Origin of the sequence: Allomuricauda sp. ARW1Y1 (assembly GCF_013407935.1) — a bacterium.
In the GTDB taxonomy this organism is placed as follows: Bacteria; Bacteroidota; Bacteroidia; order Flavobacteriales; family Flavobacteriaceae; genus Flagellimonas.
Genome location: NZ_JACBZU010000003.1, coordinates 354,736 through 371,363, shown reverse-complemented (window position 1 = coordinate 371,363; position 16,628 = coordinate 354,736). Strand labels below are relative to the sequence as shown.

At 42.3% G+C, this 16,628-nt stretch carries 20 protein-coding genes; 7 read left to right on the top strand and 13 right to left on the bottom strand.

The genetic code is table 11. The features are described 5' to 3' along the window. Window positions 1–19: 19 nt before the first annotated feature. The 5 genes from GGE08_RS10565 to GGE08_RS10545 all read right to left on the bottom strand — a co-directional run bounded on the left by GGE08_RS10565 (window position 20) and on the right by GGE08_RS10545 (window position 4,088). Window positions 20–283, bottom strand: a complete 264-nt coding sequence (locus GGE08_RS10565) for a DUF4212 domain-containing protein (protein ID WP_179384848.1) — start codon at window positions 281–283, stop codon at window positions 20–22. An 18-nt stretch (window positions 284–301) separates the two neighbouring features. Beyond that, complete coding sequence (locus GGE08_RS10560; protein WP_257024005.1) at window positions 302–1,507, bottom strand: hypothetical protein; 1,206 nt, start codon at window positions 1,505–1,507, stop codon at window positions 302–304. 118 nt (window positions 1,508–1,625) lie between these two features. Then, window positions 1,626–2,039, bottom strand: a complete 414-nt coding sequence (locus GGE08_RS10555; protein ID WP_179384846.1) for a terminase gpP N-terminus-related DNA-binding protein — start codon at window positions 2,037–2,039, stop codon at window positions 1,626–1,628. A gap of 127 nt (window positions 2,040–2,166) precedes the next feature. After that, the gene (locus tag GGE08_RS10550) at window positions 2,167–3,120 is read right to left on the bottom strand and encodes a phosphoribosylaminoimidazolesuccinocarboxamide synthase (protein ID WP_409553491.1); all 954 of its coding nucleotides are present in this window, start codon (window positions 3,118–3,120) and stop codon (window positions 2,167–2,169) included. Window positions 3,121–3,128: 8 nt separating this feature from the next. Next, complete coding sequence (locus tag GGE08_RS10545; RefSeq protein ID WP_179384844.1) at window positions 3,129–4,088, bottom strand: PhoH family protein; 960 nt, start codon at window positions 4,086–4,088, stop codon at window positions 3,129–3,131. A gap of 119 nt (window positions 4,089–4,207) precedes the next feature. Here GGE08_RS10545 and GGE08_RS10540 point away from each other — a divergent pair, with 119 nt between their 5' ends. The 5 genes from GGE08_RS10540 (at window position 4,208) to dnaN (ending at window position 8,975) form a co-directional block, all read left to right on the top strand. Further along, on the top strand, window positions 4,208–5,038 hold the full coding sequence (locus GGE08_RS10540; RefSeq protein WP_179384843.1) for an S-adenosyl-l-methionine hydroxide adenosyltransferase family protein: 831 nt from the start codon (window positions 4,208–4,210) through the stop codon (window positions 5,036–5,038). Further along, window positions 5,039–5,341, top strand: coding sequence for a putative quinol monooxygenase (locus GGE08_RS10535; RefSeq protein WP_179384842.1), 303 nt, complete (start codon window positions 5,039–5,041; stop codon window positions 5,339–5,341). Further along, complete coding sequence (gldF, locus tag GGE08_RS10530) at window positions 5,341–6,072, top strand: gliding motility-associated ABC transporter permease subunit GldF (RefSeq protein ID WP_179384841.1); 732 nt, start codon at window positions 5,341–5,343, stop codon at window positions 6,070–6,072. The genes GGE08_RS10535 and gldF overlap by 1 nt, the downstream gene beginning before the upstream one ends. Beyond that, the gene (gene gldG / locus GGE08_RS10525; RefSeq protein ID WP_179384840.1) at window positions 6,072–7,736 is read left to right on the top strand and encodes a gliding motility-associated ABC transporter substrate-binding protein GldG; all 1,665 of its coding nucleotides are present in this window, start codon (window positions 6,072–6,074) and stop codon (window positions 7,734–7,736) included. Before gldF ends, gldG begins: the two co-directional genes overlap by 1 nt. A gap of 120 nt (window positions 7,737–7,856) precedes the next feature. Then, window positions 7,857–8,975: a DNA polymerase III subunit beta gene (dnaN, locus tag GGE08_RS10520; protein ID WP_179384839.1), complete on the top strand. Its 1,119-nt coding sequence runs from the start codon at window positions 7,857–7,859 to the stop codon at window positions 8,973–8,975. Between the two features lie 55 nt (window positions 8,976–9,030). Here dnaN and GGE08_RS10515 read toward each other — a convergent pair whose 3' ends face one another. Next, window positions 9,031–9,393: a DUF4870 domain-containing protein gene (locus GGE08_RS10515; RefSeq protein WP_179384838.1), complete on the bottom strand. Its 363-nt coding sequence runs from the start codon at window positions 9,391–9,393 to the stop codon at window positions 9,031–9,033. 85 nt (window positions 9,394–9,478) lie between these two features. Here GGE08_RS10515 and mnmE point away from each other — a divergent pair, with 85 nt between their 5' ends. Both mnmE and GGE08_RS10505 read left to right on the top strand, forming a co-directional pair. Next, window positions 9,479–10,849: a tRNA uridine-5-carboxymethylaminomethyl(34) synthesis GTPase MnmE gene (mnmE, locus tag GGE08_RS10510; RefSeq protein WP_179384980.1), complete on the top strand. Its 1,371-nt coding sequence runs from the start codon at window positions 9,479–9,481 to the stop codon at window positions 10,847–10,849. Window positions 10,850–11,042: 193 nt separating this feature from the next. Then, on the top strand, window positions 11,043–12,173 hold the full coding sequence (locus tag GGE08_RS10505; protein ID WP_179384837.1) for a site-specific integrase: 1,131 nt from the start codon (window positions 11,043–11,045) through the stop codon (window positions 12,171–12,173). Between the two features lie 363 nt (window positions 12,174–12,536). Here GGE08_RS10505 and GGE08_RS10500 read toward each other — a convergent pair whose 3' ends face one another. The 7 genes from GGE08_RS10500 to GGE08_RS10470 all read right to left on the bottom strand — a co-directional run bounded on the left by GGE08_RS10500 (window position 12,537) and on the right by GGE08_RS10470 (window position 16,619). Further along, window positions 12,537–12,743: a hypothetical protein gene (locus tag GGE08_RS10500; RefSeq protein WP_179384836.1), complete on the bottom strand. Its 207-nt coding sequence runs from the start codon at window positions 12,741–12,743 to the stop codon at window positions 12,537–12,539. Window positions 12,744–12,772: 29 nt separating this feature from the next. Then, window positions 12,773–13,762 (bottom strand): type I glyceraldehyde-3-phosphate dehydrogenase, encoded by a 990-nt coding sequence (gene gap, locus GGE08_RS10495; RefSeq protein ID WP_218847528.1) that lies wholly within the window; start codon window positions 13,760–13,762, stop codon window positions 12,773–12,775. An 84-nt stretch (window positions 13,763–13,846) separates the two neighbouring features. Beyond that, a complete protein-coding gene (locus tag GGE08_RS10490) occupies window positions 13,847–14,122 on the bottom strand; it encodes a hypothetical protein (protein ID WP_179384835.1) in 276 nt (91 codons plus the stop codon). Between the two features lie 60 nt (window positions 14,123–14,182). Beyond that, the gene (locus tag GGE08_RS10485) at window positions 14,183–15,403 is read right to left on the bottom strand and encodes a bifunctional alpha/beta hydrolase/OsmC family protein (protein WP_179384834.1); all 1,221 of its coding nucleotides are present in this window, start codon (window positions 15,401–15,403) and stop codon (window positions 14,183–14,185) included. Between the two features lie 2 nt (window positions 15,404–15,405). After that, window positions 15,406–15,933 (bottom strand): peptide-methionine (S)-S-oxide reductase, encoded by a 528-nt coding sequence (locus GGE08_RS10480; RefSeq protein WP_313790893.1) that lies wholly within the window; start codon window positions 15,931–15,933, stop codon window positions 15,406–15,408. Then, window positions 15,930–16,322, bottom strand: a complete 393-nt coding sequence (locus GGE08_RS10475; RefSeq protein ID WP_179384833.1) for a hypothetical protein — start codon at window positions 16,320–16,322, stop codon at window positions 15,930–15,932. The genes GGE08_RS10480 and GGE08_RS10475 overlap by 4 nt, the downstream gene beginning before the upstream one ends. A gap of 12 nt (window positions 16,323–16,334) precedes the next feature. Then, complete coding sequence (locus tag GGE08_RS10470) at window positions 16,335–16,619, bottom strand: DUF427 domain-containing protein (RefSeq protein WP_154920021.1); 285 nt, start codon at window positions 16,617–16,619, stop codon at window positions 16,335–16,337. Window positions 16,620–16,628 lie beyond the last annotated feature (9 nt).

The window sequence follows — 16,628 nt, the reverse complement described above, 5'->3', positions numbered from 1 at the left end:
TGTAAATTTTGTTGGTTAATTACTTCTCGTCGTATCCGTATTTTTTGTCCAGTTTGTTCATGAGGCGAACGTATACAAAAATGAGTATGACAAAGACATAGATTGATCCTTGTTGGGCGAACCAGAACCCCAATTTAAATCCACCCAATCGGATGGTGTTCAATGCATCTTTAAATAGGATGCCGGCCCCGTAGGAGACGAGGAACCAGATAATCAGTAGTATCAATAAATATCTGAGGTTTTCTTTCCAATAGGCCTTGGCCTTTTGCTGTTCTTCTGACATAATTTGTTGGTTTAGTTGTTATAAATAAATGTGTGCTTGTAACGTAATCATTCCTATTCCATCGGCATTACCTACCTTGGAATTTGCATACTCCAAGGTCAGTTTGGAGTGATGGCCCGTCATATATAGATTGGCTCCAACGCCCCATCTTGTCGTATTGTCGTCAATGGCATCAATGGTCCTGGTTTGATAAGACAAGTAGGGTTGTAAGCGCGATTTGGTGTCAGGTCCAGAAATCAAATAGCCCACATGGCCATAAACCATATTGCCAGTTCCATACGGTCCCAAGTTAAAGTTACGACCATAATCATTATTTTGATACACCGCATAGGCAGTTATTGCTGAGCCATCCTCACCAAGTGGTGCATCGTAAAAGGCATCCACCGCAAAAATGTTTACATCTTCCCCTTCCATATTGCCAACCTCATCCATAACCACAGCCCCATTTCTGTGATTGAGAAAGCCTGCCCCTAGATTGAATATTCTTTTGGTACCGAGGTACGAACCTACTTTGTAGGGCAGAAAGTTGGACTCCTCGTCGAGAAAATGGTAATCAAAATAACCTTGAACCACCTTGCCAGCTTCCCCAGCTCCCAATAATTCACGACCCCGGTATACTGCTCTTCCATTGGGAGTAGGGTCATTTCCCAAATCCAAGGTATTGGTAATAGCCTCGTTGTAGGACACCCGATACTGAAGGCGACCAACTTTACCCTTAGCGTACACACCCAAATGTCGGGCAAACTGATCACTTAGGCCCAATACCGCCCAAGACGGACGATTGTTGTCCAATGTCATAAAGTTTAGGGTGCTACTATTGTTCAAACGAGAAATACCATTCCAATAATGGAGTCCAGCCCCAATCGCTGCATTTTTGCTTAGAGTCCATTCTCCCCAAAAATCGTGGAAGAACAGTTGCGCGGATTCTCCTTTACCCGTAGGGCTCAAATTAGATCCGTTTAAGCTATTGAGACCGAAATGGGTCAAAATCAAAAACTTCTTGTTCAATTGGGTGTAGGTGAGAATCCTGGCGCGTCGCACACTCAGGTTAAGATTACTGGCATCTTCGGGCACGTTGTCTGAATACTGGGCCCAGAATTGTCCCCATGCGATGATACGGAGATACTTGGTACCATCTTCATTAAAACTCACTTTGTAACCACCGGTGTACTCGGTATTCCCTTGTGAGAAAGACTTAGGAACGACGCATAAAAATAAAGTCATTCCGATAAGCATTTGTTTCATTTCAGTTTGGTTGTTAGAGGGTTATGTGCCCTACGAACATCCAAAAAAATTAAGCTGAAATAAAAACCAGTATACTTTTCTGTAAAATTACTATACATTAATCCCTGAACCTATCCCATTTTATGAGCATAAACTTGTCCCCAAGCTCGGTTACCAACTGGCCAGCACCTTTGAGATTTTCAGGGTTTTGAAAGTATTTTTGTAGCTCGGAGTGGTTCAATATTTTGTAGGTTGGATGGTATTTGGAGTTGTATGGTCGTTTGATATTGTACTTTCGGACCCAGTTCATCACGGACACATGCGAAACACCGAGAATACGTTCGATTTCCCGATAGGCCAACCCCTCCAAATACAGCTGTAGCGCCTTATTTACAAAATAATCATCAATTTGTTTGCCCAACTTTGGAACCGTAAAATAGTAGTTGCAGGATTTACATTTATAACGCTGCCTATCTTGTACGACCCCTGCTTTGGTAAATACGGTTGAAGAGCAATTAGGACAACTTTCCATTGTAGATATATTTACTTAGCATAAATATATCAATTTAGCTTTAAATATGTATCAACAGGACTGTGAAAAAGAAGTAAAATCCCTAAAAAGGATGCAGTTTTATTGGGTAAATCTTAATGTTAGTAAACTATTTTTCCAAATACTCCATTACGTTGGATAAAATGCGTTCTTGGAGGTTGGAGATATCACTTTTTACAAATGGTTCGCCCGTAATATTTTCATAGAGTTCGATATATCGATTGGAAACCGACTCAATATAGTCATCAGACATTTCGGGAACGGACTGCCCCTCCAGTCCTTGAAATCCGTTGGAAATCAACCATTGTCTTACAAATTCCTTGGAAAGCTGCTTCTGGGCCTCCCCTTTTTCTTGCCGCTCTTCGTATCCATCAGCATAAAAATAACGGGATGAATCGGGCGTGTGGATTTCATCGATCAGCACAATTTTGCCATCCTTGGTCTTACCGAATTCGTATTTGGTATCCACTAGGATAAGGCCTCTTTTGGCCGCTATTTCAGTCCCCCTTTGAAACAGGGCACGGGTGTACTTCTCCAGAATTTCATAATCTTCTTTGGAAACAATCCCTCTCTTTAAAATATCTTCTTTGGAAATATCTTCGTCGTGGTCGCCCTTTTCGGCTTTAGTGGCCGGGGTAATCATAGGTTCTGGAAACTTATCGTTCTCCTGCATCCCTTCGGGCATGGGAACACCACACAGCATTCTTTTTCCAGCTTTGTACTCACGGGCGGCATGGCCGGACATGTACCCACGAATAACCATTTCCACCTTAAACGGTTTACAAGCTTGGCCCACAGCGACGTTAGGGTCTGGAGTGGCCATCAACCAATTGGGAACAATGTTCTCGGTATCCTTCATCATTTTGGTCGCAATCTGGTTCAATATCTGCCCTTTGTAGGGGATGCCCTTGGGCATGACCACATCAAAAGCGGACAAACGATCTGTGGCCACCATCACCAAAATATCATTTTCCAAGGTGTAGACCTCCCTTACCTTTCCTTTATAAACAGATTTTTGCCCAGGAAAGTTAAAATCCGTGGACATCAGCGTATTCATTCCCATATTATTCCCTAAAATTGATTTTGGTGCTCTATGTTCTTGTAGGCATCAATTACCTTTTTCACCAATTTATGACGAATCACGTCTTTATCATCCAAATAAATGATACTGATTCCGTCTACGTTTTTTAAAATAAGAAGTGCCTCTTTAAGGCCAGAGATTACCCTTCGCGGCAAATCAATCTGCCCTGGGTCACCTGTCAACAAGAACTTGGCGTTTTTCCCCATCCGGGTCAGGAACATCTTCATTTGCGCATGAGTGGTGTTTTGGGCTTCATCCAAAATCACGAAGGCATTGTCCAAGGTTCGACCCCGCATAAAAGCCATAGGGGCAATTTGGATGGTCCCATCCTCAATGTATTTTTCGAGCTTTTCCGAAGGAATCATATCCCGTAACGCATCGTACAAGGGCTGCATGTAAGGATCTAGCTTCTCTTTGAGGTCACCTGGTAGAAATCCAAGATTTTCCCCTGCTTCTACGGCGGGGCGTGTCAAAATAATACGTCTTACCTGCTTTTCCTTGAGGGCCTTAACTGCCAAAGCGACCCCTGTATACGTCTTTCCCGTACCTGCAGGACCTATGGCAAATACCATATCGTCCTTTTTACAGGCATCTACCAAGCGTCTCTGGTTGGCTGTCTGTGCCTTGATCAACCTGCCGCTCACGCCATGAACGAGCACATCGCCGCTACTGGAGGATGAGGCATAATCTGCCTTACTGGTGCTGGTAAGCACCCGTTCGATCATATTCTCGTCGAGTTTGTTGTACTTGGCAAATTGGCTGGTGAGTTCATCAAAACGCTTATCGAATTCTTCAAGCAGTTCTTCATCACCAAAAACCTTGATCTTGTTGCCCCGTGCCACAATCTTCAATTTTGGGAAATACTTTTTGAGCAGCTCAATATTGGAATTTTGTTGTCCGAAAAATTCCTGGGGGCTGATTTCCGTAAGTTCAATTATCAGTTCGTTCAAAAATAGTGAGGTGTTACAGTTGTTTTTGAAGAATCTCGTTCTTTCTTTTTTGACTAATTTTACAAACAAACTTAACTAAAAATCACTTTGAACGCGGAAAAACATATCAACAGTATTGTATGCCAATCATAACCCTAACTACCGATTTTGGATACAAGGACCACTACGTGGGTGCTGTTAAAGGGGCCATACTGAGCAACCTCCCCGAAACCAATGTTGTTGATATTTCGCATGCCATCAGTCCCTTCAATATTCAGGAATGTGCCTATATCCTGAGGAATGCCTACCATTCGTTCCCAAAGGGAACGGTGCATATCGTGGGGGTAGACTCCGAAATTTCTCCCGAAAATGAGCATATAGTGGTATTGGTGGACGGACATTATTTTGTGAGTGCCAACAGCGGGGTGATTTCTTTGATAACTTCTGAGGTAGAGCCCGAAAAAGTGGTGGAAATCCATTTGCCAAATGCCGAAGCAGGCGCCTTTCCGGTACTGAATATTTTTGTACAGGTGGCCTGCCATATTGCTCGTGGCGGTAAATTGGAAGTAATCGGAAAACCATTCAGTAATTTGAAGGAACTCCGTGATTTTGAACCCCGCATCACCAATGAAGGGAGAACCATCTCCGGTAATGTCATTTACATCGATAACTACGGCAATGTGGTGACCAATATCCAAAAAAGTCTGTTCGAAGCCTACCGAAGTGGACGTGAGTTCGAAATTACCGCAAGGACCACTAAAATACGGCAAGTACACCAGAGCTATAACGGAATCATCAACTACAATCTGGAGCGCAACCAGCGCAAAGGTCCGGGTGACGCTTTGGCACTGTTCAATTCAGCCGGCTACATAGAACTGGCCATTTATAAAAGTGACCTCAACTCGGTTGGTGGGGCCTCTTCCCTTTTGGGACTCAATTACAGGGACACGGTAACCATAAATTTCCTCTAAATGTTGATACGCATCGTAAAACTGACTTTTAAACCCGAAAATATTGCTAGTTTTGAGAAAATCTTTGAAGCATCAAAAAGTGGTATTTTAGCTTTTGAAGGCTGTAATATGGTAGAATTGTATCAGGACATCAAAAATTCCAATATATTTTTCACCTATAGTTTTTGGGATACGGAATCGCACCTGAACAACTATAGAAATTCCGATTTCTTCCAAGAGGTTTGGGGCAATACCAAAAAACTGTTTGCCGATAAGCCCGAAGCTTGGAGCGTAACTAGAATTCAATCAACAAACCCATCTTAATGTTCGCAATTTTTAAGAGAGAGGTACGGTCCTTTTTTACATCGCCCATCGGTTATTTGATCGTGGGTTCCTTTTTATTGCTCAACGGTCTTTTTCTTTGGGTGTTTAAAAACGAGTACAACATTTTTGATTACGGCTTTGCCGATTTGGGCAACTTCTTTTTGCTGGCGCCTTGGATCTTTGTCTTTTTGGTGCCGGCCATCACCATGAAAAGCTTTTCGGAGGAACGCAAAATGGGAACCCTCGAATTATTGCTCATCAAACCTATCTCCATTTGGAAACTCGTCCTTGGAAAATTTTGGGGAGCCCTTCTGCTGTGCATCATTGCCGTTGTTCCAACTTTGGTATATGTATTTGCCATATCCAAATTGGGGATGGTGGAAGGCAACTATGATCTTGGCGTGGTGCTGGGATCTTACTTTGGATTGCTATTTTTGATGGCCTGCTACACATCCATCGGAATATTCGCCTCTACCCTATCCGATAATCAGATCATTGCTTTTTTGGTGGGAATTTTGGTCTGCTTTCTGATTTTTAACGGGTTTGATGCCATAGCGACCTTATTTTCTGATGGGGAAACCCAACAAACCGTTCAATCGCTCGGGGCAAAAGCACATTTTGATAGCATTGCAAGAGGCGTGATAGACACCCGCGACCTAATGTACTTTATCTCGCTGACCTTAGTGTTTCTGCACCTTACTTTTCAACGTTTAAAACAATTGCCAAGGTGATGGGAAAGTTTGCCGTAACCCTTTTAAAAGTAATAGTGGCCCTTGTGGCCGTCAATTTGTTGGCCAGTTTTGTCTACACGCGGTTCGACCTTACGGAAGACAAAAGGTATACCCTCTCCGAGCCTGCCGTTGAAGTAGCGCAAAAGTTTGAAACACCTGTTATCGTGGATGTATTGTTGGATGGAAATATTCCTGCAGAGTTCGCCAAACTGAAGGCCGAGACCATCCAATTGTTGGAATCCTTCGCATCCAAAAACCGCAATATCAAATTTAATTTGGTAGACCCCATGGAGGATAGCGAAAATCCGCAGGAAACCGTTGCGCAGTTGCAAAGTTTGGGTCTTCAGCCAGCAAACGTAACCGTTGAGGAAAACGGAAAAGTTTCCAACGAACTGGTATTTCCTTGGGCCATGGTCAATTTTAACGATCAAACGGTGAGAGTGCCCTTGCTCAAGAACAAATTGGGTTCCATGGCAGAGGAGCGCATCAACAATTCGGTACAGCAACTGGAATATGCGTTTGCCGATGCCTTTACCAAGTTGAGCATTGAAGAAAAAAAGAGCATTGCCGTCATCAAGGGAAATGGCGAACTGGACGATATTTACATTGCCGATTATCTTACTACCATTCGGGATTATTACAACATTGGGGCCATTACCCTAGACTCGGTGGCTACCAATCCGCAAAATGTTTTGGACAAACTGAAAGAATTCGACCTTGCCCTGATTGCCAAACCAACGGAAGCATTTAGCGATCAAGAGAAGTATGTACTGGACCAATATATGGTTCAGGGCGGCAAGTCCATTTGGTTGATAGATCAGGTAGCTATGGAAATGGACAGCATTTATGCCGGTGGCGGAGAGGCCATAGCCATTCCCAGAGAGCTTAATTTGAAAGATCTGTTTTTTAAATATGGAGTGCGTATCAATCCAGTGCTGGTGAACGACCTCTATTTTACCCAAATTGTTTTGGCCACGGGCGAAGGAAACGATTCACAGTACAATCCGTTGCCTTGGTTGTATTACCCTATGGTGTTCTCACAGAACAATCATCCCATCAACACCAATATTGAAGCGGTACGCTTTCAGTTTACCAGTCCCATGGACGTATTGGAAAACGATTACCAAAAAACCATTTTATTGCAGAGTTCACCCTTGTCAAAAACAGATGGAATCCCCAGAGTGGTCAGTTTGGATATGATCAACCAACAGCCCGACCGGGAAACCTACACCAATGGCAATTTGCCACTAGCGGTTTTGATCGAAGGAAGTTTCACTTCCATGTACAAGAACCGGGTCAAGCCAATCAAGCTGCAGAACACCTTGGAAGAGGGTCCAGAAAATAAAATGATCGTGATTTCCGATGGGGATGTCATCAAAAACCAATTGCGCAACGGTAGACCGCTGGAATTAGGTTACGATAAGTGGACCAGTAGCTTCTACGGCAATAAGGAGTTCTTGGTGAACAGTACAAATTACATGTTGGACAACACAGGGCTTATTAACATTCGAAACAAAAAAGTGGCCATCCCCTTATTGGACGTTAAGAAAATTGCAGCACAAAAAACCAAATGGCAGCTTATAAACATAGGATTACCAGTGGTTTTGACCTTGTTGTTCGGTGTCTTTTTTGGGTATTACCGTAAACGTAAATTCACAGCTTAGGTGTTAATAAATTTGTTTCTCTGCTAAATCCATTTGGGATATATTTGTTTTTATTGATTTTATAGGCCCTTTGGAAGGGTTAAATTGCTAAAAAAGCAACTATACTAAAGTATTTCTTTGATGAAGTTTATTGTATCCAGTACATATTTATTGAAACAATTGCAGGTTTTGGGAGGAGTTATCAACAACAGCAACACCTTGCCCATCCTCGACAATTTCCTGTTCGATTTAAAAGAAAGTAAGCTCACTGTTTCGGCTTCCGATTTGGAGACCACCATGAGTTCCGTCTTGGAAGTGGATTCCGATTCCGAAGGAACCATTGCCGTTCCGGCACGTTTGCTTTTGGATACCCTAAAAACATTTCCGGAACAACCCTTGACCTTTGTGGTTGAAGACAACAACACAGTGGAAATCAGCTCCAACCACGGTAAATATGCCTTGGCCTATGCCGATGGTGCCGAATTTCCCAAAGCTGTGGAGGTTTCCAATCCAAGTTCCACTACATTATTGGGAGACATTTTGGCAACCGCCATCAACAAGACCATTTTTGCTGCTGGAAACGATGACCTCCGCCCTGTGATGAGCGGTGTGTTTTTCCAGTTTTCCCCTGAAAATTTGACCTTTGTGGCCACGGATGCACACAAATTGGTAAAATATCAACGTCAGGACGTAAGTGCTTCCGAAGTGGCGGAATTCATAATGCCGAAAAAACCGTTAAACCTTTTAAAAGGGATTTTGGCAGGTTCCGAATCCGAAGTGACCATCGAATACAACGATAGCAATGCCAAATTTTATTTTGATAACACCGAATTGGTTTGTCGATTGATCGATGGCAAGTACCCAAACTACGAAGCGGTTATTCCAAAAGAAAATCCCAACAAGTTGACCATTGCCAGAAATCAATTCTTAAGCTCGGTCCGAAGGGTTTCCATTTTCTCCAACAAAACCACGCACCAAATCCGTTTGAAGATTGCCGGTGCCGAACTCAATATCTCTGCCGAAGATGTGGATTACAGCAACAAGGCCGAAGAAAGACTCTCTTGTTCCTATCAGGGCGATGATATGCAAATTGGTTTTAACTCCAGATTCCTATTGGAAATGTTGAACAACCTATCGTCCGATGAAGTTTCTCTGGAGATGAGCTTACCGAACAGGGCAGGTATCCTTACCCCAATCGATGGATTGGACGAGGGCGAGCATGTGACCATGTTAGTAATGCCTGTGATGCTGAACAATTAAACTCACTACTACTCAATAAAAAAAGCTGGAGCAAAAAGTTCCAGCTTTTTTAGTTTTATGATATAAATCTGATTGTCATAAATTGTGACGGGGATTCCCCATTTGCAGCCTTTACTGCGTTTACAATAGGCAAAATAAATCCTAGGAGGGCAGCACCTATCAAACCCAATATACCTAAGCCCAAAAGTAGGATGGCCGGAATACTGATAATAATATATAGGATAAGGCTGATCTGAAAGTTGATAATGGCCTTTCCATGTTCGTTCATCCCTTCTACCCTATCCTTGGAGGACAACCAAATGATCAAAGGAACGATTAGGCTACCAAATCCTATGGCATAGCCCAATAATTGGGTCAAATGTGTTACGGCCAACAACGTATTGTCCGTTCTAACTGCTTTTTGATTGATGACTTCCATTTCTGATTGATTTAAAGGGTTCAACTTATTAGTATGCAAATCACTAAAAATGTTACAAACAACAACGAATTTGTACTTTTGTGCCATGTCGTATACAGATAACATCGTAGCCTTGGCGACCCCCTCTGGAACAGGGGCCATTGCAGTGATTCGGGTTTCCGGACCGGATGCCATAACCCTTATGGACCCTTTGTTCAAATCCATTAAGGGGAAAAAATTGGCCAACCAAAAAAGCCATACCATTCATTTAGGTCATATTGTGGATGATGGCAAAGTGTTGGACGAGGTGCTTGTTTCCCTATTTAAGGGACCACATTCCTACACGGGTGAAAACGTGGTCGAGATTTCTTGCCATGGGTCACCCTATATCCAACAACAGATCATTCAATTGATATTGAGGAATGGATGTCGTTCCGCCTCGGCCGGTGAATTTACGTTGAGAGCCTTTTTGAACGGTAAAATGGATTTGAGCCAGGCTGAAGCTGTAGCCGATTTGATAGCCAGTGATAGTGAAGCTGCACACGACATCGCCATGCAGCAAATGCGGGGAGGTTTCAGCAACGAAATCCAAGAACTGCGACAAGAATTATTGAATTTTGCCTCGTTGATAGAGCTGGAGTTGGATTTTTCCCAAGAAGATGTGGAATTTGCCGACCGCACCCAATTCAACGAATTACTCAATCGGATTAGCGAAGTTCTCAAAAAGCTGATAGATTCCTTTGCTCTGGGAAATGTGATCAAAAATGGTATCCCAGTAGCGATTGTGGGTCAGCCCAACGTTGGAAAGTCGACCTTACTGAATGTACTGTTGAATGAAGAGCGGGCCATTGTAAGTGAGATAGCCGGAACAACTCGGGATACGGTGGAAGATCATATTAGCATTAAAGGCATCAATTTCAGATTTATAGATACGGCAGGAATACGTGAAACGGTGGATGTCGTCGAAAAAATCGGGATTGAACGTACCTTCGACAAGATTGAAAAAGCCCGTCTCATCATCTATCTTTTTGACGGGATGGCCTTTGATAAAAGGGAACTGCAACAAATTCAAAAAAAATATCCCAACAAACGATTGTTGCCCATTTGTAATAAAACCGATTTGCTGAACCCTGAGCAAATCGAAAAAATCACCTCGGAAATCCCTGATGTACTTTTCCTTTCCGCAAAGCTCAAAACCGGAATCCCCGAACTGGAACAAAAACTCCTATCATTAGTCGATTCTGGTGCTTTAAGCGGCGATACGACCATTATTACCAATAGTAGACATTATGACGCCCTGCTCAAGGCTTTGGAGGAAATTCAAAAAGTAAAGGAAGGGTTAGAAATGGAACTTTCCAGCGACCTCATGGCCATCGATATCCGACAGGCCTTGTACCATTTGGGAGAAATTACGGGAAGCGTGACCACGGACGATCTTTTGGGAAATATCTTTTCCAACTTTTGCATCGGAAAATGAATAAGTTGATTTTTTAATTTCATTTGAATTCATTTGTTTTCATTTAATTGATTATCAATAAGTTGTTGAAAACTATTTCTTTTCTTCGTTTCTTTTAATAGCTCATTTTCGTACTTTTATTACACCTTTTTTACACCTCATTGAATTTTTGAGGTGAAAAGGTGTAAAAATTACACCTCAAAATTCGAACCTCATGAAAATTACATTAAAAGGTAAGCGGCTAAAAAACAACAGGTTGAGTTTGTTTATTGAATTTTACAATGGGTATTCCATTGACAAAGACGGGGTGAAAAAGCACCGCCGAAAATTTGAATATCTTAAACTTTACGTTTCTGAGCACCCCGAATCCATTGATGAAAAACGAAAAGATAAAGCAACCTGGGAGTTAGCGGAAAACATTCTTGCTATTCGAAAAGCCGAATTCATTCAGGGAAAGTATAAGATGAAGGACAATAAAAAAGGGAATATTCTTCTTTTTGATTTTTATAAAACTCTGCAAGAGGAACGCTACGAATCCAAAGGAAACTATGGGAATTGGGATGCTGCCTTTAAGCATTTAAAAAAATATGCACCTGCTCATATTCAGTTAAAAGATATTGATACAGTTTTCGTTAGAGGCTTTAGAAGGTACCTCGATACCAAAGCCAAAACCAAGAGCAATACTCCCCTATCCCAAAATTCTAAATACACGTACTTCAATAAATTGAAAGCTGCGCTCAGAGAAGCTTACAATGAGAACTATATTGATGCCAATGTGATCAAATCAGTCAAAGGATTTGAACAAGCCGAATCACAACGGGAATATTTGACCTATTCAGAATTGCAAGCCCTGACGCAAACTGAATGTAAATATCCTATTCTGAAAAACGCTTTCGTTTTTAGTTGTCTTACGGGTCTGCGGTGGAGCGACATCAATAAATTGTTATGGGCCGAAGTACGGGATGAAGATGAAGCTTCAAGAATCATTTTTAGGCAAAAAAAGACCGATGGGCTGGAATACCTCTATATTTCGAGCCAAGCAAGAAATTTGCTAGGAAAAAGAACGAATAAAAACGAAAGAGTTTTTAAAGGACTAAAATACGGAGCGGTCTACAATACCGAAATCTTAAGATGGTGTATGCGCGCGGGAATCACCAAACATATTACTTTTCATAGTGCCCGACATACGAATGCCGTATTGCTCTTAGAAAACGGTGCCGATATTTATACCGTCTCAAAGAGATTAGGTCATCGAGAAATTCGCACTACCGAAATTTACACCAAGATTATCGACGAGAAAATGAAGGAAGCAGCGAATATGATTCCTGAGTTGGATATGGGATAAATTCTACCTGAATTGATTTCAAAAGTGTCCCGTAAAAGGTCAATTAACGGTACTACTAAAAAGGACCAGAAATGGGACACTCTGGGAAAAGAAAAGTTATTTTGTCCAAACTGTCCCTTAAAAAGGCCGTTCTTCAGGACAACTGATATGTATTCATACTTGTTCCTAAAATCATGTCGGGCATCTTAAGTCCCTGTCAAAACGGGCAAAATCAATTAGTATAGTCAATACCTAAGTAGCTTCGCAAAGACAGGAACGTCTGAAGGATTGTTTAATCATTTTATACTTCCAATCTTTATCGTAAATTAAGGATTTCTCCTCATGAAATCTGTTGAAACATATGTCAATTTACTTTCCAAGAGTTTACATTCTAAACCTTACCCAAAAGAAAGAAATCAATTCATCGAAATCCTCATAGTGCTCAAATGCCAGGTTATCAATGGTCAAATCGCCCCCACCGTAAGAATTTCTGGAAATAATCACATGTCTTATCACATCGGTGCCTTTTTCAAGCACATTGAGATTCAGGAACGAATCATATTCTATGTCATTCAGTTGGACTATTTCCATGAAACCCAAAATTCTCAAATATCTCTGAGTCAACCCAAAGCAGCAATTTCCCGCACCATTTGATTGGTAAAGCCCCATTCATTGTCGTACCATGTCATGAGTTTCAATAAGTCGCCATCGACTACTTTAGTCATGCTTAGGTCAACGGTTGATGCATACGGACTTTTCACGATATCGGATGATACTATCGGGTCGTTGGTTACCGAGAGCACCTCTTTGTACCTTGCTGTAGCAGCCTCTTCTTTTAAAATAGTATTGACTTCTTCCACGCTTACTTTCCGTTCCAATACCAATGTCATATCGGATAAAGAGCCCACGGGAATGGGTACCCTTACCGCAACCCCATCAAACTTTTTCTCCAACTCAGGAATGACCAAGGTTGTGGCAATGGCCGCTCCGGTGGTGGTCGGAATGATATTCGCCGCTCCTGCCCTACCCAAACGGAAATTTTTCTTTGAGGGGCTATCGACCATTCCCTGAGATGCAGTATAGGCATGAATGGTGGTCATAATCGCTTTCTTGACCCCGATTCTACGTCCAAGAATCTCCATTATCGGGCTGATATTATTGGTGGTGCAACTGGCACATGAAAAGGCGCTTACGCCCTCATCCGAAGTATTTACACCATGCACGATAGTGGGCATATCAGTGTCTTTAGTTGGTGCGGATAGTACCACGGTCTTGGCTCCAGCAGAGATATGTTTGTCGAGATCCTCGCTCTTAGTAAAGACCCCTGTGCTTTCAATGACCACATCGACACCGTTCTCTTTCCAAGGCAATTCCTCGGGATTTCGAATGGAATAAAATTTGATTGACTTTCCATCAACTATCAGCGTGTCCTCCGTACTACTCACTTCCTTTTCATAAACACCATAGACCGTGTCGTATTTTAATAGATATGCGATGTTTTCGGCAGACACCAAATCGTTCACGGCGACGACCTCGAGTCCAGAGGTTTCGTTGATAATTTTTAACGCCGCACGGCCGATTCGGCCCATGCCGTTTATTGCTATTTTCATAATGTTGTTCTTTTCATGTAATAATTAAGATAAAATGATTCTCTTCAACGCATCACATCATAAATGTAAACGTGTGATGTATTTCTAATGCCCATGCGCATAATTCACCTTACAGGTCTCGCACCTAAACGTATTTTCCTTAATGGTAATCTTATCCAATTTTCTGGCGACATCGGCCACGAAACTGTTGTAGGTCTCCTTACTCGGATTCCCGTTTTGTCCCTTCATGAATTTGTAGTACTCGCCATCATATTCATAGCGGCCCCAACAATTCGGGCATACTCCTTCGGGTGCTGCACCTGTTTCTTCATTGTTCTGTTTTTTCTTGAAATAAGTTTTTATGTTTTCAATTAGTCCCATATAAAAAGTTTTGGTGTTAACATCTTTAAACAATGCGATGAAGGTAAATTCAATTCCCTATCATTCCGCTAGCACTTCGGTGTCAAAATGAACCTCGCTCGCAACAGTCTTATGTACAGGACAACGGGAAGCTATATTCTTCAACTTCTCTTTTTGCTCGGTGGTCAAATCGCCAATGAATTTCAATTTTTTGTTGATATGATCGATCCTCCCCGGATTTTCAAAGTCGCCTTGAAGTTCATCGGTATGTTTTTTTGAATGTGTGATATACACGTACACTTCCTTTAGGGCCCATTCTTTTCTTTCTGCATACAATTTTACGGTCATGGCCGTGCACGATGCGATGGCGGCGGTCAGATAATCGTATGGTCCAGGTCCATAATTATCCCCCCCGACCGAACTAGGCTCGTCAGCGATCATGTTATGGTGCTTGGTCTGCATTTGCGTGGTAAAATTGTTCTCGGTCAAATCGAGGTGGGCCACGAGCTGCTCTCCTTCCGGTTCCAACATCTTGTTTTCCATTGGCTCAAAATAGCGTTCCACCCAAGCCCCAATAACGTTGCCAATATACATACTGTCGTTCTTATTGGTAAGCAAATGGTCGGCACCATCAAGTGTTACGAAACTTTTAGGATGAAATGCCGCGACAAAAAGATTATGGGCATGGTCGGGTTTAACGATCCTATCCTGTGGGGAATGCATTATCAAAATGGGTTTCCTGAGTTTTTTGGTTACATCGAGCAAATCGGTATTGCTGAAATCCTCGACAAAGTCGGAATCTATGATGAATGGTCGCCCCCCTAATTCAACTTCGGCCTTACCGTGAGACTTTACATCTTCCAAACCAGATTCAAATTGTTTTTTGGTGTGTTCGATGTTGGAAGGAGAACCGATTGTGGCAACCGCCTTGATGTCTTCAATTCTTGAAGCCGCCATGATCGAGGCCGAACCTCCCAACGAATGCCCTATCAATAATTCCGGTGCCTTGTAGGTTTCCTTAATATAATTATGGACATCGATAATATCGTTGACGTTGGCAGAAAAATGGCTTTCTGCGAATTCGCCCTGACTTCTTCCAAGGCCCGTAAAATCAAACCGTATGACCCCAAATCCATAATTGGTCAAAGTTCTGGTAATATTCCGAACCGCGGTCATATTGCTGCTGCAGGCAAAACAATGTGAGAATATGGCATATCGATTCGGTTTCTGATTGGCAGGAAGTTCCAAAAGCGCATGTAATTCGTGTCCTTTTCTATTAGGTATCTTGAGTTTAACGTTCATAGTTATTTACTTAAATGGGTTAATTCTTCGGTTTTGGTGTAGGCATTGTAAGAACTTAAAAGCAACTTCAACTTAGGGTTGATAAAGTTCTCGCAAAAAGGTTTTTCAGGATTTTTATAGTAATAGTCCCTAAAATTTTCTTCAGAAGGCTTGAATGCTTTGTAGGGCAATGTCTTGGTAATCAGAGCATCATCGAATTCAGATTGCAAGGGCTTTAAAATCGAATCGACCTTATTTTGCTGCGCTACTGAAAACACATATATGGCAGAACGGTATTTTTCACGCATGCTATGGTCCGACGTACTTTTATGCGTTCGCAAATGCACTTCAATAAGTATTTCCAACGGAATTATCTCTGGATAAAAATGTACGATGACCGCTTCGGAAAACGAACTGTACATTCCCTCGGAAGCAATCCAGCCTTGCTCCACTTTTTCTACACCCTTCAACGATTGAAATACCGCCTCGGTGCACCAATGGCATCCTCCGCCAAATCCTATTTTCGCTAATTTATCCACTCCTGATTTCACAAATTATGGTTGTGCTCATGCTGTTGCATTCGTATGCCCACCGCCCTAAAGGCGTACCAAATCAATAGTCCCAGAGCCAAAAGCACGAGAAGCGTACCTACATATAAACTAAGGCTCGAAAGGCTGTAATGCGATATGGTTTGCTTTACGGCCCCAAGGATTCCCGATAAGACATAAAGGCCAGCGGCCAAATACAACAGTACGGAAGCTCGGGTTAATCGCCCCAATTGCTTAATCTTCTGGTCGGAAATGTTGTGTTGGAAAGGAGAACACTTCTCTTGCAGCAACGAACTGATTTCCGCGCTTAAGGTCATCATCTGACTCGTCGTTGAGAGAATCAACATACCCAGGCCGGGCAAGATCGTGATGGGCAAATACCATTCGTACATTTTCTTAGGATTCTAGGATTCAATAACTTCAACGCCTTTCCAAAAAGCGACATGGTCCTTGATGCCTTTGGCCAATTCCGAGGGATTCTTATAGTACCAAGCTGCATCGGCATTCTCCTTTCCGTTTACTTCCAAACTGTAATAGGATGCCTGACCCTTCCATGGGCAGGTGCTGTGAAAGTCGCTTGATTTAAAGAATTCTTTCTTAATACTTTCCGGGGGGAAATAGTGATTTCCCTCAATGACTACGGTGTTATCGCTTTCTGCGATGACTTGATCGTTCCAAATTGCTTTCATAGTTTCTAC